This is a genomic window from Candidatus Rhodobacter oscarellae (genome assembly GCF_001078595.1).
GTDB lineage: Bacteria > Pseudomonadota > Alphaproteobacteria > Rhodobacterales > Rhodobacteraceae > Rhodobacter_B > Rhodobacter_B oscarellae.
The window spans coordinates 2,103,773-2,121,893 of sequence record NZ_LFTY01000002.1; the positions used below are offsets into that span (position 1 = coordinate 2,103,773).

Genomic DNA, 18,121 nt, shown 5'->3' on the forward strand with positions numbered 1-18,121 from the left:
GTCAGGGATTTGAAGGCGGCGGGTGCGATCTTGGAGAGGATGCGCGCGCCCTGGCTGCCGCCGATCACCAACAGGTCCATCGGGTGCTCGCCGGGCGCGATATAGGGCGAGGCGGCCTTGGCGGCGATGGCGCCGCGCACCGGGTTGCCCACATGGTGCCCCTCGATGCCCTTGGGCAGCTCGGTGGGCCAGGTGCCGCAGGCGATGCGGTCCACATGTTTGGCGAAGAGCTGGTTCACCCGGCCCAGCACGCCGTTCTGCTCGTGGATCATGCGCGGCAGGCGCATCAGCCGCGCCGCCGCCAGGGCCGGGATCGACGGGTAGCCGCCAAAGCCCACCACCGCGGCGGGAGGATCGCGCCGAAAAGCGCGCCACGCGGCGATCACGCCGCCCAGGATGCGGAAGGGCACCCCCAGCTTGGCGGCAAACCCGCCGCGGGCGAAGGTCGCGCTGGCGACCTCCTCGATCTGCACCGAATGCGGGAACCCGCCGGTGTAGCGCGCGCCGCGCTCATCGGTCGATAGCTTCACGCGCCAACCGCGGCGCAGCATGATCTCGGCCAGGGCCTGGGCGGGGAACATATGCCCGCCGGTGCCGCCGGCGGCGATCACGAGAAGTGGTTTACTCACGGTCTAGCGACCCCTTCGTCCAAGGATGTCCCCGATCTCGCCCTGCGGCCGGGTCCGGGTGAACGCCAGAAGCATCCCAATCGCGATGCCCCCCGCGATCAGCGACGAACCGCCATAGCTGACGAAGGGCAGCGTCATGCCCTTGGCGGGCAAGAGCCGCACGGCGACGCCCATATTGATGATCGCCTGCACGCCAAAGGTGCAGGCCAGCCCGGTGCCCGCCAGGCGGATGAACGTGTCGCGCTCGCGGATCAGCCGCAACAGCGAGCGCACGGTGATGCCCATGAACAGCAGGATGATGAAGAGCACCAGGATCAGCCCGTATTCCTCTGCCGCCACGGCGATGATGAAATCGGTATGCGCGTCCGGCAGGGACCATTTCACATGCCCCTCGCCCACGCCCACGCCGAAATAGCCGCCCTCACGGATCGCGCCGGTGGCGTAGCCAAGCTGGGTCGTGGGGTCGACCTCGGGCGTCAGGAACCCGTCGATGCGGCGGGCGAAATGCTCGGAGTTGTTATAGGCCAGCGTGCCCACCAAGACCGTGCTGGCGCCCAGAGCGCCCAGCAGGGTGAAGGGCGCGCCCGCCACGAACCACATCACGCCCCAGGCAAAAAGCACCAGGCAGGCCTGCCCGAAATCGGGCTGCAGCGCCAGGAACCCCACCACCACGCAGGTGACGAAGAACGAGAACAGCTTGCCCGGCGGGCCGTTGATCTCTTGGCTCGCCGCCATCAGCCAGGCGGTCATGATGATCAGCCCGGGCTTGAGGAACTCCGAGGGCTGCACGCTGGCAAACCCCAGCGAGTACCAGCGCGTCGCCCCCTTGCCGAAATCCGTGCCCAGCACCGGCAGCAGCGCCAGCGCCGCGAAGGCGCAGAAGAAGCCCAGGATGCCCAGCCGGCGCACCAGCTGCGGCGACATCATCGAGGTCAGCACCATCGCCGTCAGCGCCAGGAGGCCGAACACCGCCTGCCGCTCGACATAGTGGAAGGGCGCAAAGCCGTTACGGCTGGCCAGGGGCGGCGACGCCGCCAGCCCCAGCAGGATCCCCACCCCGAAGAGCAACAGGACCGCCGAGATCGTCCATTTGTCTATCGTGCGCCACCAGCGTGGCAAAATCGGCTCGCCGTCGCGCATGGGCGCGGCGCCAAATACCATCTCTGTCATGATCCACCGCTCAAAACTGCCTCAATCCGCCCGTTTGCCGGGTCTGAGGCGCAGCCTAGCCGGAATCGGCGGGCTTTTCCAGCGAAACAAGGCCCGGATTCGTGGCGGTTTGGCCACAGATGCGTGGCCCGCCCGCAACTTGTGCTTGATTCGAATCACCGCAGACGCGATCACGCGCGCCCCAGCACAGGCAACGAAAGGAGGGCTCGGGATGAACATATCTGTCAACGCCGCGCTCTCTGGCTGGAAGGCCCAAGGTTAGAGCGCGGATCGCGCCGATATCGGCGCTCCTGTTTCCCTAACCAAGAGGCGCCGGCCACGCCCGGCGCGATCCTTATGACCTATGACATTCAGGGCCTCTTGGCGGAGGCGCTTGAGAACGACTTTCTTGTGGGCGGGCTTGGTCTCGCCGCACTCGGCGCGGCTTACGGCGTGCTGCACATGGTGCTGGGCGCGCTGTGGCGGCTCGGCGCGGCGCGGCTATGGCTGACGGTGACGCTGGACAACCGGACCGATGGGTTCCGGCACCTCTTGCTGTGGCTGGAGGAGACCGGCGCCCTGCGCAAGAGCCGCCGCTTCCATGTGGATCGGAACGCCAAGGACGCCTTCGCCCCGGCCAAGGGCGTGCATTGGTTCCGCGTCGGCGCGCAGCTCGTGCGCCTCTCGCGCGAGATGAGCGAGAAGGCCCGTGTGGGCCAAAGCCAGCGCCCGCTCGAAACGCTATCGATCCAGGTGTTCGGCGGGCGCAAGGCGCAGGTCCAGGCCTGGCTGGCGCGCGGCGCCCAGATCGCCGAGGCGATGGAGCGGGACGGGCCGAAACTCTTCCAGTACGCCTCCAGCTACTGGCAGGAGCTGTGCGAGCTTCCCGCGCGCCCCCTGGGCACTGTTTTGTCGGTGGATGACCGGCTGGAGCGCTTGCTGGAGGACGTGCGCTGGTTCTACGCGGCCAAGGACTGGTACGTCGCGCGCGGCGTGCCCTGGCGGCGGGGCTACCTGCTCTACGGCCCGCCGGGCACTGGCAAGTCCAGCCTGATCCGGGCGGTGGCGTCCGAGCTGCACCTGGACGTGGCGACCCTGGACATCGCTCGGCGCGGGCTTGGCGACGAGGACCTGCGCGAGGCGATGGCCGAGGCGCCCGACCGCGCGATCCTGGCAATCGAGGATATCGACGCGGCGTTCCAGGGCCGCGACCCGGGCGACGCGCTGCCGGGGATCAGCTTCTCGGGGCTTCTGAACGCCATCGACGGGGTGGCGGCCCAGGAGGGCCGCGCGCTGTTCATGACCACGAACCACCGCGAGCGGTTGGACCCGGCGCTGATCCGGCCCGGGCGCGCGGATATGCATGTCGAGCTGGGGCTCGTCGGCGCGGCGCAGGCCGCGCAGCTCTTCGCGCGGTTTTATCCCGAGCGGGCCGATCTCGCCGAGCCCTTCGCCGCCGCCCTGGGCACTAAGCGTTTCTCCCCAGCGGAGCTGCAGGGCTGGCTCATGGCGCATATGTCGGACCCCGAAGGTGCTGCGCGCGCCGAGGGGCTGCAACATGCGCCTATGCTGGCGGCGGAGTGAGCTTCGCCGCCAGCGCTTTCCGTCTCGCGCTTCGCAATTGACCTCCCCAGCGTTGTCTGGAACGCTGCCCGAATGTTCCGCATGCTCTCTGTTTTCGATCTAAAGCCGGGCGTCGCGCCCGCCGACTTCGCCGCGCGTTATGACCGCTTCGTCGCCGCGATGGTGGAACTGGGCCTCGCCCAGGGCGCCGACCCGATTGGGCGGCGCAATCCGGCCTCCATCCTCGACACAATGGAGACGCTGGAGCAGCAGTATTTCACGGTGATGCATTTCACCGACCACGCGCAGTCCGAGCGCGCGGTGGCCATGATCCAGAACCCGACGGCAGAGATCGACCAGCTGCACCGGCAGACCTGGGGCCTTGCGACCAATATGGCGTTTCTGGCTTGGGAGGACCTCGCCACATAAGCGGCCGCAGCGGCCGCTCCCACCCGGATCCATGATCCGGGACGAATCACCAAGATTTTCTTAATCCCGAGCCACTCACCGCGGGTTTTGCGTCGAAAGAGCGGCCCGCGCATGCAAAGCCGCCAGACTACCCGTCCGAGACCCCCGCTTCCGCAAAGGTCGCCATGCCCGAGTGGCAGGCAATCGCGCCCTTCAGAACCCCAATGGCCAGCGCCGCGCCCGAACCCTCGCCCAGCCGCAAGCCCAGCGACAGCAAAGGCGCCTTGCCCATCGCGTCCAGCATGCGCCCATGGGCGCCCTCCGCCGAGAGGTGCCCCGCCACGCAGTGATCCAGCGCGCCCTCGGCCGCCTTGGACAGCACCAATGCCGCCGAGCAGCAGATGAACCCGTCCAGGATCACCGGGATGCCAAGCAGGCGCGCGCGCAGGATCGCGCCCGCCATGGCGGCGATCTCGCGCCCGCCGAGGCAGCGCAGCACCTCCAGAGGGTCGCTCATGGCGGCCTGGTTGGCCGCGATGCCTTCGCCCACGACCTGCGCCTTCAGCGCCAGGCCCGCGTCATCCACGCCGGTGCCGCGCCCGACCCAGTCGCCAGGATCGCCGCCCAGAAGGGCGGCCGCCAGCGCCGCCGCAGAGGTGGTGTTGCCGATGCCCATCTCGCCCACGACCAGCAGGTCCGCGCCTGGGTCAACCGCGTCCCAGCCGGTGTTCAGCGCGGCCACGGCCTCGGCCTCGCTCATCGCGGGGCCCTGGCTGAAATCCGCTGTGGGTCGGTCCAACTCCAGCGCGTGCACGTCCATCCTCGCGCCAAAGGCCTTGGCCAGTTGGTTGATCGCGGCGCCCCCGGCCTCGAAATTGGCCACCATCTGCACGGTGACCTCGGCCGGGAAGGCCGACACGCCGCGGGCGGTGACGCCATGGTTGCCCGCGAAGATGATGACCTGCGGGGCGGCCAGGCTGGGCCGCGCGTCGCCGCGCCAACCCGCATACCATTGCGCCAGATCCTCGAGCCGTCCTAGCGCGCCGGGCGGCTTGGTAAGCTGCCCGTTGCGTTCCGCGGCGGCGGCGGCGGCGGCGGCATCCATAACGGGCAGGTCGCGCAAAACGGAGCGGTATCCGGCAAGATCATTTGGTCGCTGCATCGATGTCCCCAGTTGCGATATTCTCGGGCGCGGCTTATCGCTTTCACAATGCCTGATATAGCCCCAATCGGACGGCCCGATGCCTGATCGCGACACGCAGCTTCTGCGCCCCAATGACATCGCCGAGGCGGTGGGATTGCTGACGCGCCTGCCGGTGCGGCTGCGCGGCGTGCCGCGCGGCGCGGCGGCGGCCTGGGCCTACCCGGTGGCGGGGCTCTTGGTGGCGGCGATCGGCGCTTCGGTGGCCTGGCTGGCCGGCGGGTTGCCCCCGGCGATGACGGCGGGGCTGGCGCTTGCGGCGATGGTCATTGTGACCGGCGCGCTGCATGAGGACGGGCTGGCGGATACCGCCGACGGGCTCTGGGGCGGCTGGACGCGGGACCGGCGGCTGGAGATCATGCGCGACAGCCGGATCGGGGCTTACGGCGTGCTGGCGCTGGTCTTTGGCGTAGGGCTGCGATGGGCCGCGCTGGCCGCAATCGCAGGCGCCGGGCCGCTTTGGCCCGCGCTATTGGCCGCGGGGGCCTTAAGCCGGGCGCCGATGGTAGCGGTAATGTATGCACTGCCGAACGCGCGCGGCGATGGGCTGGCCGCGGCGACCGGGAGGCCAGGGGGGGCGACCCTTTGGGTCGCGATCTTTGTGGGGCTGGGGCTCGCAGGCCTCGCCATTGGCTGGGCGGTGCTCCCCGCCGCGCTGGCTTGCGGCGCGATCAGCGCCGCGCTTGCGCTGGTCGCGCGGGCCAAGATCGGCGGGCAGACCGGCGACATCTTGGGCGCAACCCAGCAGACAAGCGAGATCGCCATCCTCGCGGTGCTCGCCGCCGCAACTGTTTAGCGTCGCCTGGCGCCCAATCCCGCCCGCACGGAGCCGGAGGCGAGTACGGGCTCATACTGCGTCGCGCAGCGACACCTTTTAACAGCGGCCCCGCCACGCAAAACGCCGCCCGATTTCCGGGCGGCGCTCCGCAAGAACGAATGGGTCGGGGCGTTAGGCCGCGCGGGCCATCAGCACCTCGTCGACCTCTTTCTGCGCCGAGACCTCATCAGAGCCCGCCACCGCGGCGACCTCGCGGGTCAGGCGCTCCAGGGCGGCCTCATAAAGCTGGCGCTCGGAGTAGCTCTGCTCGCGCTGATCATCCGTGCGATGCAGGTCGCGCACCACCTCGGCGATGGCGATCAGGTCGCCAGAGTTGATCTTTTGCTCGTATTCCTGGGCGCGGCGCGACCACATCGCGCGCTTGACCTTGGCCTTGCCGCGCAGGGTCGTCATCGCCTTCGAGACCACATCCGGCGCGGAAAGCGCGCGCATGCCCACCTCGGTCGCCTTGTGGGTTGGAACGCGCAGGGTCATCTTGTCTTTCTCAAAGGAGATGACAAAAAGCTCCAGATTGATGCCCGCGATCTCTTGCTCTTCGATCGATACGATCTTGCCCACGCCATGGGCGGGGTACACCACGAAATCATCCGGGCGGAATTCCAATTTCTTCGCTTTGCTCATGCAGCGTCCTTACTCAGGCGGAACCCATAAGCCTTAGACACCCATCCGGCGCGGCACCGCGCGGGGAACCCCCTCTCCGAATTTGGCGCTAAAAAAACCATCTTGGGGCATGCGGCCCTAAGGTGGTTACAGGATTCCATCATTGTTGCTGCAGGCAATGTAACATTTTTTTGCGGGAATTTAAAGCGCCGCAGGTGCGAAAGCGCCGAAATTAGTTACAATTCAACATAATAGATCCCAAATTTTCTCGATTTTTGCGAGAATTGAACCCAGTCAGCCTTGCTGACCCACCGAATCGGTCGGGTTAGCCGCCCTCGCCGGGCTCCTCCGAAAAGTACTTCTCCAGCTTGCCTTCCTCACCGTCGCGCTCCTCGGCCTCGGGCAGCGCATCTTTCTTGGTGATGATGACCGGCCAAAGCTCAGCGTATTTGCGGTTGAACTCCACCCATTTCTCGGTGTCGGGCTCGGTGTCGGGCAGGATCGCCTCGATGGGGCATTCCGGCTCGCAGACCCCGCAGTCGATGCACTCATCGGGGTGAATGACCAGCATGTTCTCGCCCTCGTAAAAGCAGTCCACGGGGCAGACCTCGACGCAGTCGGTGTGCTTGCAGGCGATACAGTTGTCGTTGACGATGTAGGTCATTTCGGGCTCGGCCTCTTGCTCGGAGGTGTAGCTAATCCAGCCCTTGGGATCATTCAAGCAGCATAAGGCGAATTGGAGACCACAGCGCAGGACTATGCGCGGATTTGGAACACCTCCGGCGCATCGAGATGCGCGACCGGAACGTTTTCCTCGTCAGGCGCGATGTCAGGCGCGATCCAGGCAGGCCCGCGGCCGTGATCTATTGGATCGCTGCGCGCCGGTCCCGGCGCGTGCCCTCCCATCCGGCCTCGGCCAAGCGCCGCTCCACCATGCCGTTCTCGGCCAGCACCTGCAGCACCTCCGGCGCCTTAAACTGATGCTTGGTCCAGACCCGGCGCACCTTCAGCTTTTCGGCCTTGGCATGCAGGAACGGGGTGAGGTGGTCGCAGACCAGCGCCACCGGGATATGCGCCGCCTTGGCGTTGTGCGACAGCTCCTCGGCAAAATCGATGCCGGTGCCGTCAGGCAGCAGGTTGTCCATGAAGATAAAACCGATCACCTGCTCCTCCAGCCGGGTGCGGGCCTCTGCAAAGCTGCGCGCGATCAGCAGCGGCACTTTCGGGCAGCCACGGGTCAGCACTTGGCGCATGTGGCGGCGATAATATTCGCTTTCGTCGACCAACAGGCAGTGTGGCTTATTCTTGGACATTACGCCGGACCCCTTAAGTACCATTCTGCCAAACTACGCGGCAGGGTTTTACGTAACGTTAACGCCCGTCATCCGGCGTATCGCGCGCCCTCAGGCCGTCCAGGGCGCGGCGCTCTTTCTTGGTGGGGCGCCCGCCGGAATCCCGCTCTATGCGGGCCGGCCTAGCCTCCGGCGCGGGCTCTGGCGCGGGGGTCAGATCGTCATAAAGCGCCTGCGCCTCGGGCGCCGGGCCGCGCCGCGTGCCCAGATCGAGAACGGTCACCACGCGAATGCGGTTGCCCTGCGGGAAGGTCAATGTGTCCCCTGCCCCGATGGCATGGGCCGCCTTCGCGATTCGGTTGGAATTCACCCGCAGATGCCCGCCCGAGACCAGCTTGGCCGCCAGCCCCCGCGTCTTGAAGAACCGCGCGTACCAGAGCCATTTGTCAACTCGGATCGTCGCGCGGCTTTCATTCACCTAGGATTTGTCCTTCAAAGCAAGAAGCGCGGCAAAGGGGTTGTCGGGGTCGATTGCCTTTTCCTTCTTGGGCGGGCGGGCCTGGAAGCTCTTGGCCTTGGGCGGACCACCGGGCTTGCCCCCTGGTTTGCCGCCGCGCTTTCCGCCGGGCTTGCCATCGGGCTTGCCGCGCCGCGCGCCACCCTCCGCTCCGTCGCGGCCTTTCTGCGGGCCGCGGGCGCGCTGGCCCTGCCCCTGCTCGCGGCGCTTCTTGATGAAGCCGCCCCAGCGGAAGGTGTAGAAGACTTCGGTGGTGGGCTCTGCTGGCGCGTCCGGCGTGGCGGCTTCGGCGGACGCATCTTCTGCGTCGGGGGCCTCGGTGGCTTCGGTGGCCTCAGCAGCGTCTTGCGTCTCGGCGGCTTCTTGCGTCTCGGCGGCTTCTGGCGTCTCAGCGGCTTCTTGCACCGGCGCCTCATCACCCCCTTGCGGGTCCTCTTCGGTAGGCGCAGCCTGCGCCTCCGCGGCATTGTCCGCAGCGCGCTCTGGCAAGGAGGCCCCGTCAGGGCTCGAGGAGCCCTCCGCAGGCGCCGCCTTCACCTTCTCGCGCTCGCCCTTCTCGGCGGCATAGCCCAGCCCCTGCATCAGATCGGCGAATTGCTCGAGCGTCATGCCGGTGATCGACAGCATGTCCGGGTTCGCCTCGAACCCGCCGCGGCTGTCCTCGGCGCGCAGAAGGTCGGCCAGCCGCTCTAGCATGTCGATGCGGATCGCGCGCTCGCCGGCGATGCGGTAGCCGGCCATCATGTCGGCGCCGGGCTCGGCGCCCTGCGGCGTGGGGATGGTCACCAGGCCCGGCGGCGGGCTCTCGGGGAATTCCTGCAGGCCCTTCGAGAGCGACCACAGCAGCAGGCGCAGCCGCGTCGGCGCGGGTTTCAGCAGCAGCGGCATGAAGATCGTGAACTGACCGAAGCGGATGCCGTGCTTGCGCAGCAGGGCGCGGGCGTCCTGGTCCAGCGCCTTGACGTCCTGGGCCACGGCGTCCCGCGGCGCCACGCCCAGGGCCTCGACCATCTGGAAGGCAAAGCCGCGCGCCAGCCCGGTCAGGGCCTCGTCCCTCTGCATCTCCATCAGCGGCTCGAACAGGGTGGCCACCTTGCGGTCGACGAAGTGCTGCAGGCGCCGCGCGACCTTCTGCGCCACGTCCGGCCCGGCCTCGTCGTCCACGAAGGCCTCGACCTGCGGCTTCAGGGTCTCGGGCCCCGCCACCAGCTTGCCCACGGCAAGCTCGCCCCACATCAGCCCGCCCTGATCGGTGAAGTCGATCTCGGTATCGGGCGCGTTATAGAAGCGGTCGGCGCGCAGGTGGAATTCCGGCTTAAGCGCCGCAAGCGCCGCCTGGCGCAGGGTCTTGGCCTCGTCGGGGGTCGCGGAGGCGTCCTGATGGAACCGGAATCCGTCGAGCCGCCCAACGGCATGCCCCTCGACGCTCACTTCGCCTTTGTCGTTCACTTCGGCCACCAGGGCTTCCTTCTCCTTGAGCCGCCGCATCAGCACGCTGGTGCGGCGGTCCACAAATCTTTGCGTCAGCGCGCGGTGCAGCGCATCTGACAAGCGATCTTCTACAGCGCGCGTCTCGCCGCGCCAATGGCTTTCGTCATCCACCCAGCCCTTCCGCTGCGCCACATAGGTCCATGTGCGGATATATGCCAAGCGCTTGGACAGCGCGTCGATGTCGCCATCGGGGCGGTCGATGCGGGCGATCTGCATGGCCAGGTAGTCGTCGGGGACCCGCGCGAACTCGTGCAGGTAGAGGAAGATCTGCTGCAGGAGCGCGGCGTGCTCGTTATGCGAGATGCCGCGGAAATCGGGGATGCGGCAGACATCCCACAGCAGGTTGACGTTCTGCGGCCCGGCGCTGCGCTCGTGGATGGCGGGGATCTCCGAGAGGGTCTTCAGCGCGATCAGGTCGTCGGCCTCGCGGGCGCGGGACAGGCGCTCATCCTCGGTCGGGGCCTCCAGGCTGGCGATCAGCCGCTGGGTCGAACCGAAGGCCAGCCGCGCGTTGCGCCATTGCAGCTTCTTGATCGGCGTAAAGCGGTTCTCGACGATGGCCTCGGCCATGCCGTCGTCCAGCGGCGGGGCCTCGCCCGTCACCCCGAAGGTGCCGTCATTGGTGTAGCGCCCGGCCCGGCCCGCGATCTGCGCCAGCTCGTTGGGCGCCAGCAGGCGCATGCGGCGCCCGTCGAATTTCGACAGGCCCGAGAACGCCACGTGGTTGATGTCCAGGTTCAGCCCCATGCCGATGGCATCGGTGGCCACGAGGTAGTCCACCTCGCCGTTCTGGTACATCTCGACCTGGGCGTTCCTGGTGCGCGGGGAAAGCGCGCCCATCACCACCGCGGCCCCGCCCTTGAGGCGGCGCAAAAGCTCGGCGATGGCATAGACCTGGTCCACCGAGAAGCCGACGATGGCCGACCGGCCCGGCATGCGGCTGAGCTTCTTGGCGCCGGCATAGCTGAGCGTGGACATGCGCTCGCGCCGCTGGAACTGCGCCTTGGGCACCAGCGCGGCAATGGTGCTGCGCATGGTGTCGGCGCCCAGAAACAGCGTCTCATGGGTGCCGCGGGCGCGCAGCAGCCGGTCGGTGAAGACATGGCCGCGCTCGGGATCGGCGCAGAGCTGGATCTCATCAATGGCCAGAAAGTCCGGGCCCAGCCCCTCGGGCATCGCCTCGACCGTGCAGACCCAGTACTGGGTGCGCTGCGGCACGATGCGCTCCTCACCGGTGACCAGGGCCACCACGGAGGGGCCGCGCAGGGCCACGATGCGGTCGTAGACCTCTCGCGCCAGCAGGCGCAGCGGCAGCCCGATCACCCCAGAGCGATAGGCCAGCATGCGCTCGATGGCGTAATGCGTCTTGCCGGTGTTGGTGGGGCCCAGAACGGCTGTAATGCGCCCGGCGGATTGCGACATGGGAGGGGTCTATTGGCTGCTCGTCTTCTAAGTATGGGTCGCAGGCGGGCGCCACAAGCTAAAGATTGCAAGGGGCTGCCACGGCATGGGGGAAGGGGCGAGGTTTTGGGAGCGGCTTTGGGCGCGGCTTTGGGAGCGGCGCGCGGGCGTCGGCCCACGGGCGCAGCGACCAGGGCGGCGCAAACCAGCGTCACACTATTCGCATGTTGGAGAGCCTTTGCGAAGGGACGGGGCGCGTCGGGCCTGGGGGCGGCTGCCGGCAAAACGGCAGGGACCGGGGCAAGGCCGAAATGCCCCTAAATCAACACCTTACGAAAGATCACGCCACGCCATGCGCCTTAAAGAACGCCGCGAAGCCATCAAAGACCTGGGCGCGGCAATCCGGCGTTTCCATCATGACCTCATGCTCGGCGTCGGGCACGATTCGAAGCTCGCCCTTGGGCCAGCTGGCCATGCGCGCCTTGATCGGCGCGGTTTCCACGATGCGCTCGTTGGCGCCCAGGAAGGTCAGCGTCGGCAGGTCCGGCGCGGGGCGCGCCATCAGGCGGCGGCACTCCATCATCGACTGGCGCAGCCAGTGCAGGCTGGGGCCGCCCAGCGCGAGATCGGGATGGGTGGTGACCTGGCGCCTTAGGGTCTCGAACATCTCGGGGTCGCGGGTCAGCATGTTGCCCTCAAAGGGCGCCTCGGCGGCGTAGTTGACCGGCGAGGTGCCGGGCGTCAGGCGCGCGCCCTGGCCGACAAGATCCGCCGCCCAGGACAGCGCCCAGGCCACGGGGCGCAGATGCGGCGCCATCGAGACGCCCCACATCGGCGCGGTGAAGCCGGCCGCGGCCACGGGCAGGCCCTCGTAGATCGCGCGCAGGGCGATGGCCCCGCCCATGGAATGGCCGATCACATAGAAGGGCTCGGGTAGGCCCTCGGCGCGGGCCAGCGCCAGCAGCGGCTCGGCGTCAAGCTGGTAGTCGCCGATCTCGCCCACATGGCCCAGATAGCGCGGCTCGACCAGGCGGTCGGCCAGGCCCTGCCCGCGCCAGTCGATGGCGGTCATGCACAGGTCATGCGCGGCAAAGGCGGCCGCGGCGCCGGCGTATTTCTCGAGATACTCGGTCCGCCCGGGGTAAAGCAGCACGGTGCCCGCGCGGCCGCCCTTCCACAGCCCAAGGCGCAGCCGCACCCCGTCCGAGGCCGTGGCCCAGGCGCAGATATCCGGGTCGGGCCCGGCGGCAACGTCGCTGTAGAAGGGGGCGGGCTCGGTCACGTATTAGGCCAGCAGGGAGCCTAGCTTCATCGCCAGGCCCATGTCGCCGTCAACCGTTAGGCTGCCGCCCATGAAGGCCGAGGTCGGGTTCATCTCGCCGGACAGGATCGCCTGGAAGGTCTCGGCATCCGCGCTCAGCGTGACGTCCGCCTCCTCGTCGCCGGCCCGCGCGCCGTCGCTGTCGATCATGATCGCGCCCTCGCCCTCGACGGCGAACTTGGCGACGCCGTCAAAGCCCTCGCTAAGACGCTCGCTTAGGGCCGCCACGGCCTGCTGAATTACGTCGCTCATCGCGATCTCCTCTCAAAGTGATCATCCGGGGCTCGATTTCTGACCCGGCTGTGTTACCCTAATGTTATGGGTGCTTTGCAACACATCTTCAAACGTGCCGTTACGGTATTTCTGCTTTGCGGTGGTATTTCGCAGCCCATTTGGGCGCAGGAGGCGACTCTGGAGGATCTGCTGGCGCAGCTGGCGGATCCGGCGACCGAGAATTGGCAGCAGATCGAGCGTCAGATTCGCACCGAGTGGTCGCGCTCTGGCTCCGCGGCGATGGACTTGCTCTTGCAGCGCGGCGAGGAGGCGCTGGAGGCGTCCGAATTCGACGTCGCCTTCGAGCATTTCTCCGCCCTGACCGATCACGCCCCGGACTTCGCCGAGGGCTGGAACCTGCGCGCCACGGCGCTCTTCCAGCAGGGCTATTACGGCCCCGCGCTAGAGGACCTGCGCCGCGCGCTGGCGCTGAACCCGCAGCATTTCGGCGCGCTGACCGGACTCGCGGTGATCCTGCAGGACACGCAGCTCTTCGACGAGGCGCTGGAGGTCTGGCACATGGTCGAAGCCATGCATCCCCACCGGCCCGAGATGCGGCAGGCGATAGAGGCGCTCGAGCAGAAGGTCGGCGGCGCGCGGCTTTAACGGCGCGCGTGCGGGGCCGCCCGTGATGCGGCGGCCCGGCGGCGTAGCACCTGGACGCTACAATCCCGCCCGAAGGGACCTTTAATGCCCCACGGCCCGCGGACGACGGGTCAAACCCCCTCGACCTCCGCCATGAAGGCCTCGCCGCGCTTCTCAAAATCCGGATACTGGTCAAAGCTCGCCGCGGCGGGGGCCAGAAGCACCGTGTCCCCGGCCTCGGCCTCCTCGGCGGCGCGGGCCACGGCCTGCCCCATGGTCTCGCAGACCTCATGCGGCGTGTCGCCCAGCTGCAGCGCGAACTCCCGCGCGGAATGCCCGATCAGATAGGCCTTCTTGACCGCGCCCAGATGCGGCGCGAGGCTGGCGATGCCGCCCTCCTTGCCCAGCCCCCCCGCGATCCAGCGGATGTTCTTGAAGGCCTGCAGCGCCTGCGCGGCGCTCTCGGCATTGGTGGCCTTGCTGTCGTTGACATAGGCCACCCCGTCGCGCTCGGCGACCAGCTGACTGCGATGCGGCAGGCCCGCGAAACTGCTGAACGCCTGCTCAATGACCTTCGGCGCCAGCCCCAGCGAGCGGCAGACGGCGTAGGCCGCGCAGGCGTTCTGGTGGTTATGCGCGCCGGGCAGGCCCTTTACGGGGCGCAGATCAATCGCGCCCACCTGCCGCCCCTTGCGGGTCTCGGCCAGGAACCCCTTGCGCGCGAAGACGTTCCACCCGGGCCCGGCCAGCTTCACCCCCGAGGACACCCGGATCACCCGGTCATCGCTCGGCCCATGGGTCAGCTGGTTGGCCAGATAGCGCCCCTCCGCCTCGTCCACGCCCACCACGGCGCGGTCCGGGCCGCCCTCGGCAAAAAGCCGCCGCTTGGCCGCGAAATAGCCCCCCATGCCGCCATGCCGGTCCAGGTGGTCGGCGCTGAGGTTGGTGAACACCGCCACATCCGGGGTCAGCGCGCGCGCCAGGTCGGTCTGGTAGCTGGACAGCTCCAGCACCACCACGCCGCCATCCTCCGCGGGGTCGATGTCCAGCACCCCCCGCCCGATATTGCCCGCCAGCTGCACCGGGCGCTGCGCGTGCTCCAGCACATGCGCGATCAGCGCGCTGGTGGTGGATTTCCCGTTCGAGCCGGTCACCGCCACCACGCGCGGCTCCACGTCGAACCGCGCCCAGTCCTCGGTGGCGAAGCTTTGAAAGAACAGCCCGATGTCGTTGTCCACCGGCACGCCGGCGTCCCAGGCGGCGGCGATGACGCGGTTGGGCGCGGGGTAGAGATGCGGGATGCCCGGCGAGACGATCAGCGCGGCCAGATCCTCCAGCGCGCCCTGCTTGGACAGGTCCACCACCGTCAGCGCCTGCCGCGCGGCGGCCTCGCGCGCCTCCGCGCCGTCGTCCCAGCACAGCACCTCGGCGCCGCCCTCCTCCAGAGCATGCGCCGCGGCCAGCCCCGAGCGGCCCAGCCCCAAAACGCCCACGCGCCTGCCCTCATAGCCCCTGACCGGGATCATGGCATCCCTCCTTACCTTACCGCCTACGGGCGTACCCCAGCGGGGCGCGAAGGGAAAGCGCTGTCAGGCGGTGGCGTGGGTGCTGGGTGGTGCCTGAAGCGGGCATTCTCTCTGAAGGGCGGTGCGTGCAAGCGCGCACCCTACAGAGTCCACTTCGAACATTGCGCAACGCGGGCAGCGGCCGACCTGGAGGTCGCTTGCGCATCGGTTCTGTCTTGCGAGCGATCACTGACAGCGCCAGCGTTCCAATGGGTCGCAACGTTGCCAAAGCGGCCTCCGGGGGGAATGAGGTCATTCAGCGCCACCGGTTCGAGCGAATGACCGAATGGCCGCTGCCCAGGCAAGCTGGGCGGTCGCTCTGTGTGAGTCCCGTGGCATCTGGTGTCGGCAAGCGTTGACGGGACGATGCGCTTGAACTCATAGGTCCGCTCCAGCTCAACCCCGTCCGCCACCGGTCCGCTTAAACTATTCCCCCGCGCGGAATGCGTCGAGATTCCCTTGCACGGTTTTGGTGTTGGGATGCTCCGACCCAAGCGCTTCTGTAAAGATCGCCAAGGCCTGCTCATACATTGGCCCGGCTTCTTCCCGCCGCCCGAGCTTCACCAGAACGCCCGCCAAGTTGCTCAGGCGAATGGCATAGGCCGGATGCGCCTCACCAAGTGCCGCTTTGGTGATCTCCAGCGCCTCGCGGTAAAGCCCCTCGGCCTCCGCATACCGCCCCTGCGCCTCGACCGCCGCCGCGAGGTTGTTCAGGCGGCTGGCATAGTCCGGATGCCCCTCGCCAATCGTCGCCTTGCCGATCTCCAGCGCCTCGCGGAAAAGCCCCTCGGCCTCCGCATAGCGCCCCTGCGCCTCGACCACCGACGCAAGGTTGCTCAGGTGGGTGGCATAGTGCGGATGCGCCTCTCCAATTGTCGCCCTGCCGATCTCCAGCGCCTCGCGGAAAAGCCCCTCGGCCTCCGCATACCGCCCCTGCGCCCGAACCGCATTCGCGAGGTTGTTCAGGCCCGTAGCATAGCTCGGATGCGCCTCGCCAATCGTCGCCTTGTCGACCTCCAGCGCCTCGCGGTAAAGCTCCTCGGCCTCCGCATACCGCCCCTGCGTCCGGACCACCAACGCAAGGTTGTTCAGGCCCGTAGCATAGTTCGGATGCACCTCGCCAATCGTCGCCTTATCTATGTCAAGCGCTTGGACAAATAGCTCCTCAGCTTTGTGGTATTGGCCTAAACGCTGAAGTGTGATTCCGTGTTCGTTGAGCGCGATTGACTGTTGCTCCTGCGTCCCGTTCAGCTTTGCCCAATCGAGCAATTCGACACCGAGTTGAAACGACAGCGCATAATCCCCGGTCTTGCCCGTGAACTCCCGTGCATTCTTTAGGTTATCCCAATCGGGATCAAGCCGAGCCGCACGGGTGTAATGCTCCGCCGCGTCATGCCAGCGGATGTCCTGCTCGGCGATCTCGCCGCGGGCGAAGGCGGCCGTCGCCGCGCGCTCCACCGCTTCTTGCTCGGCCAGTTCGATCTCGGCGAAGATCTCATCCGCCAGCCCGGTCTCGCCCATCGCCAAGAGGTCACTTGCCTCTGCCAGGCGCTCCTCTGGCACGCTGCCTTCAAATTCATCGAGCTTTTGTTGCAGGTCTTCAAGGCGCTGCACTGACTCGGCATATGCCGCCTCGGTTTCCTGCATGCGTTGCTGAATAACGGCGAGTTCATTTTGAAGCTGCGCGCGGCGCTCGCCATCCGCTTGTTCCAGTTCAGCCTCGATCTGTGCGCGCAGGTATCGCTGCCGTTCCTCGAACTGCTCCAGGGTCATGGTGACCATGGGTTCGCCGGGCGTTTCGGACACGACCACCACCGGGGCAGGACCGGCTTCCGGTTCAGCGAACAGGTCCCGCACGAAGTCAATCGTTGGGAAGGCCAGACCCGCCACCGCCGCGATCGCGGCGACCCCGGCCAGGTGCGGCGCGTATTTGGTGAAGAAACTCATTTCGGTCAATCCGCAAATGTGAATGCGGACAGGATACCACCCTGGGTGAATTTGAGAAGCCCGACAGGGTGCCATACGCAAAGCCGACGTTTTGCCGACGTTTTGCCGACCGGGAATTTCCCTTCAAAATAGGGACTTAGCCCGCGAAACGGGCCTTACGCGCCCGCTGCGTTAACTTTCGGGTAACCGTAGGATGGGGTTCCACCCCATCCGCCCTCACCGGACCTTCAAAGTCGCCAGCCCGATCAGCGCCAGGATCAGCGAGATGATCCAGAACCGGATCACGATCTGGCTCTCCTGCCAGCCGCGTTTCTCGAAGTGGTGGTGGATCGGCGCCATCAGGAAGACCCGCTTGCCGGTGCGCTTGAAGTAGAGCACCTGGATGATCACCGACAACGCCTCGACCACGAAGAGCCCGCCGACAATGGCCAGCACGATCTCGTGCTTGGAGGCCACCGCGATGGCGCCCAGCGCGCCGCCCAGGGCCAGGCTCCCGGTGTCGCCCATGAACACCGCCGCGGGGGGGGCATTGTACCACAGAAAGCCTAAGCCGCCGCCGATAAGCCCCGCTACGAAAACGAGAATCTCGCCCGTGCCGGGGACGTAATGCACGTCCAGATACTGCGTGTAGTCGACCCGGCCCACCGCGTAGGCGATCACCCCCAGCGCCCCGGCGGCGATCATCACCGGCATGATCGCCAGCCCGTCCAGCCCGTCCGTGAGGTTCACCGCGTTCGCCGCGCCCACCATCACGATCATCGCGAAGGGCACGAACAGCACGCCCATATTCAACAGCGCGTCCTTGAAGAACGGGAAGGCCAGCCGGCCCGCCAGCAGGTCGTAGCCCTCGCGGTCGGCCAGCGTCACGTCGCTGACCCCGTGCCAGTACATCGCCCAATAGCCCGCGACCGCCGCGATCACGAACCCGATCAGCAGCCGCATCCGCCCCGAAACGCCCTCCGTGGTGTGCTTGGAGACCTTGGCGTAGTCATCCGCAAAGCCCACCAGGCCGAAGCCCACCGTAACGAACAGGATCATCCAGACATAGGGGTTGTCCAGCCGCGCCCACATCAGCGTCGAGATCACCAGCGCCGACAGGATCAGCAGCCCGCCCATCGTGGGCGTGCCCTGCTTGTTGATCAGGTGGCTCTCGGGGCCGTCATCGCGGATCGGCTGCCCCTTGCCCTGCTTGCGCTTCAGCAGGTTGATCAGCGGCTGCCCGAAGAGGAACCCGAACACCAGCGCCGTAAAGAACGCCCCGCCCGCGCGGAAGGTGATGTAGCGAAAGAGGTTATAGAAGTCCCCGCCATCCGAGAAGGCGGTGAGCCAGTAAAGCATGGG

At 67.3% G+C, this 18,121-nt stretch carries 17 protein-coding genes; 4 read left to right on the forward strand and 13 right to left on the reverse strand.

Annotation, left to right across the window (positions count from 1 at the left end; translation table 11 throughout):
• Nucleotides 1-581, reverse strand: a 581-nt coding sequence (locus AIOL_RS14910) for a glycosyltransferase (protein WP_049645472.1), incomplete at its 3' end; no start/stop codon positions are given.
• Nucleotides 582-632: 51 nt separating this feature from the next.
• A complete protein-coding gene (locus tag AIOL_RS14915) occupies nucleotides 633-1,799 on the reverse strand; it encodes a peptidoglycan glycosyltransferase FtsW (RefSeq protein ID WP_049643712.1) in 1,167 nt (388 codons plus the stop codon).
• Nucleotides 1,800-2,135: 336 nt separating this feature from the next.
• Here AIOL_RS14915 and AIOL_RS14920 point away from each other — a divergent pair, with 336 nt between their 5' ends.
• A complete protein-coding gene (locus AIOL_RS14920) occupies nucleotides 2,136-3,362 on the forward strand; it encodes an AAA family ATPase (RefSeq protein WP_049643713.1) in 1,227 nt (408 codons plus the stop codon).
• A gap of 72 nt (nucleotides 3,363-3,434) precedes the next feature.
• Nucleotides 3,435-3,770, forward strand: coding sequence for a hypothetical protein (locus AIOL_RS14925; protein ID WP_049643714.1), 336 nt, complete (start codon nucleotides 3,435-3,437; stop codon nucleotides 3,768-3,770).
• Nucleotides 3,771-3,897: 127 nt separating this feature from the next.
• Here the strand turns inward: AIOL_RS14925 and cobT are convergent, their stop codons facing one another.
• Nucleotides 3,898-4,911 (reverse strand): nicotinate-nucleotide--dimethylbenzimidazole phosphoribosyltransferase, encoded by a 1,014-nt coding sequence (gene cobT / locus AIOL_RS14930; RefSeq protein WP_049643715.1) that lies wholly within the window; start codon nucleotides 4,909-4,911, stop codon nucleotides 3,898-3,900.
• A 79-nt stretch (nucleotides 4,912-4,990) separates the two neighbouring features.
• On the opposite strand from cobT, the gene AIOL_RS14935 reads away from it, so the two are divergent.
• Nucleotides 4,991-5,746, forward strand: a complete 756-nt coding sequence (locus AIOL_RS14935) for an adenosylcobinamide-GDP ribazoletransferase (protein WP_049643716.1) — start codon at nucleotides 4,991-4,993, stop codon at nucleotides 5,744-5,746.
• Between the two features lie 153 nt (nucleotides 5,747-5,899).
• Here the strand turns inward: AIOL_RS14935 and AIOL_RS14940 are convergent, their stop codons facing one another.
• The 7 genes from AIOL_RS14940 to AIOL_RS14970 all read right to left on the reverse strand — a co-directional run bounded on the left by AIOL_RS14940 (nucleotide 5,900) and on the right by AIOL_RS14970 (nucleotide 12,662).
• Nucleotides 5,900-6,409 carry a CarD family transcriptional regulator gene (locus tag AIOL_RS14940; protein WP_049643717.1) on the reverse strand — a complete coding sequence of 170 codons (510 nt, stop codon included), beginning with the start codon at nucleotides 6,407-6,409 and terminating at the stop codon, nucleotides 5,900-5,902.
• A 304-nt stretch (nucleotides 6,410-6,713) separates the two neighbouring features.
• A complete protein-coding gene (fdxA, locus tag AIOL_RS14945; protein WP_049645473.1) occupies nucleotides 6,714-7,052 on the reverse strand; it encodes a ferredoxin FdxA in 339 nt (112 codons plus the stop codon).
• A gap of 199 nt (nucleotides 7,053-7,251) precedes the next feature.
• The gene (locus AIOL_RS14950; RefSeq protein ID WP_049643718.1) at nucleotides 7,252-7,701 is read right to left on the reverse strand and encodes a response regulator; all 450 of its coding nucleotides are present in this window, start codon (nucleotides 7,699-7,701) and stop codon (nucleotides 7,252-7,254) included.
• Between the two features lie 58 nt (nucleotides 7,702-7,759).
• Nucleotides 7,760-8,158 carry an RNA-binding S4 domain-containing protein gene (locus AIOL_RS14955; RefSeq protein ID WP_049643719.1) on the reverse strand — a complete coding sequence of 133 codons (399 nt, stop codon included), beginning with the start codon at nucleotides 8,156-8,158 and terminating at the stop codon, nucleotides 7,760-7,762.
• A complete protein-coding gene (locus tag AIOL_RS14960) occupies nucleotides 8,159-11,110 on the reverse strand; it encodes a helicase-related protein (RefSeq protein ID WP_049643720.1) in 2,952 nt (983 codons plus the stop codon).
• Between the two features lie 319 nt (nucleotides 11,111-11,429).
• On the reverse strand, nucleotides 11,430-12,371 hold the full coding sequence (locus AIOL_RS14965) for an alpha/beta fold hydrolase (RefSeq protein WP_049643721.1): 942 nt from the start codon (nucleotides 12,369-12,371) through the stop codon (nucleotides 11,430-11,432).
• Between the two features lie 3 nt (nucleotides 12,372-12,374).
• Complete coding sequence (locus tag AIOL_RS14970) at nucleotides 12,375-12,662, reverse strand: SCP2 sterol-binding domain-containing protein (protein ID WP_049643722.1); 288 nt, start codon at nucleotides 12,660-12,662, stop codon at nucleotides 12,375-12,377.
• Between the two features lie 66 nt (nucleotides 12,663-12,728).
• On the opposite strand from AIOL_RS14970, the gene AIOL_RS14975 reads away from it, so the two are divergent.
• Nucleotides 12,729-13,289, forward strand: a complete 561-nt coding sequence (locus AIOL_RS14975; RefSeq protein WP_082152613.1) for a tetratricopeptide repeat protein — start codon at nucleotides 12,729-12,731, stop codon at nucleotides 13,287-13,289.
• A gap of 110 nt (nucleotides 13,290-13,399) precedes the next feature.
• Here the strand turns inward: AIOL_RS14975 and murD are convergent, their stop codons facing one another.
• The 3 genes from murD to mraY all read right to left on the reverse strand — a co-directional run bounded on the left by murD (nucleotide 13,400) and on the right by mraY (nucleotide 18,118).
• Entirely contained in the window at nucleotides 13,400-14,794 is a 1,395-nt protein-coding gene (gene murD / locus AIOL_RS14980; protein ID WP_049643723.1) for a UDP-N-acetylmuramoyl-L-alanine--D-glutamate ligase, read from the reverse strand.
• A 465-nt stretch (nucleotides 14,795-15,259) separates the two neighbouring features.
• Nucleotides 15,260-16,780 carry a tetratricopeptide repeat protein gene (locus tag AIOL_RS23980; RefSeq protein WP_053101289.1) on the reverse strand — a complete coding sequence of 507 codons (1,521 nt, stop codon included), beginning with the start codon at nucleotides 16,778-16,780 and terminating at the stop codon, nucleotides 15,260-15,262.
• A gap of 216 nt (nucleotides 16,781-16,996) precedes the next feature.
• Complete coding sequence (gene mraY / locus AIOL_RS14990; protein ID WP_049643724.1) at nucleotides 16,997-18,118, reverse strand: phospho-N-acetylmuramoyl-pentapeptide-transferase; 1,122 nt, start codon at nucleotides 18,116-18,118, stop codon at nucleotides 16,997-16,999.
• Nucleotides 18,119-18,121 lie beyond the last annotated feature (3 nt).

Excerpts from the sequence above, each read along its gene's own strand:
- cobT (WP_049643715.1), bottom strand. The coding sequence starts at position 4,911 with ATGCAGCGACCAAATGATCTTGCCGGATACCGCTCCGTTTTGCGCGAC.
- AIOL_RS14960 (WP_049643720.1), bottom strand. The coding sequence starts at position 11,110 with ATGTCGCAATCCGCCGGGCGCATTACAGCCGTTCTGGGCCCCACCAAC.
- AIOL_RS14925 (WP_049643714.1), top strand. The coding sequence starts at position 3,435 with ATGTTCCGCATGCTCTCTGTTTTCGATCTAAAGCCGGGCGTCGCGCCC.
- AIOL_RS14920 (WP_049643713.1), top strand. The coding sequence starts at position 2,136 with ATGACCTATGACATTCAGGGCCTCTTGGCGGAGGCGCTTGAGAACGAC.
- AIOL_RS14950 (WP_049643718.1), bottom strand. The coding sequence starts at position 7,701 with ATGTCCAAGAATAAGCCACACTGCCTGTTGGTCGACGAAAGCGAATAT.
- mraY (WP_049643724.1), bottom strand. The coding sequence starts at position 18,118 with ATGCTTTACTGGCTCACCGCCTTCTCGGATGGCGGGGACTTCTATAAC.
- fdxA (WP_049645473.1), bottom strand. The coding sequence starts at position 7,052 with ATGACCTACATCGTCAACGACAACTGTATCGCCTGCAAGCACACCGAC.
- AIOL_RS14915 (WP_049643712.1), bottom strand. The coding sequence starts at position 1,799 with ATGACAGAGATGGTATTTGGCGCCGCGCCCATGCGCGACGGCGAGCCG.
- murD (WP_049643723.1), bottom strand. The coding sequence starts at position 14,794 with ATGATCCCGGTCAGGGGCTATGAGGGCAGGCGCGTGGGCGTTTTGGGG.
- AIOL_RS23980 (WP_053101289.1), bottom strand. The coding sequence starts at position 16,780 with ATGAGTTTCTTCACCAAATACGCGCCGCACCTGGCCGGGGTCGCCGCG.
- AIOL_RS14970 (WP_049643722.1), bottom strand. The coding sequence starts at position 12,662 with ATGAGCGACGTAATTCAGCAGGCCGTGGCGGCCCTAAGCGAGCGTCTT.
- AIOL_RS14975 (WP_082152613.1), top strand. The coding sequence starts at position 12,729 with ATGGGTGCTTTGCAACACATCTTCAAACGTGCCGTTACGGTATTTCTG.
- AIOL_RS14935 (WP_049643716.1), top strand. The coding sequence starts at position 4,991 with ATGCCTGATCGCGACACGCAGCTTCTGCGCCCCAATGACATCGCCGAG.
- AIOL_RS14940 (WP_049643717.1), bottom strand. The coding sequence starts at position 6,409 with ATGAGCAAAGCGAAGAAATTGGAATTCCGCCCGGATGATTTCGTGGTG.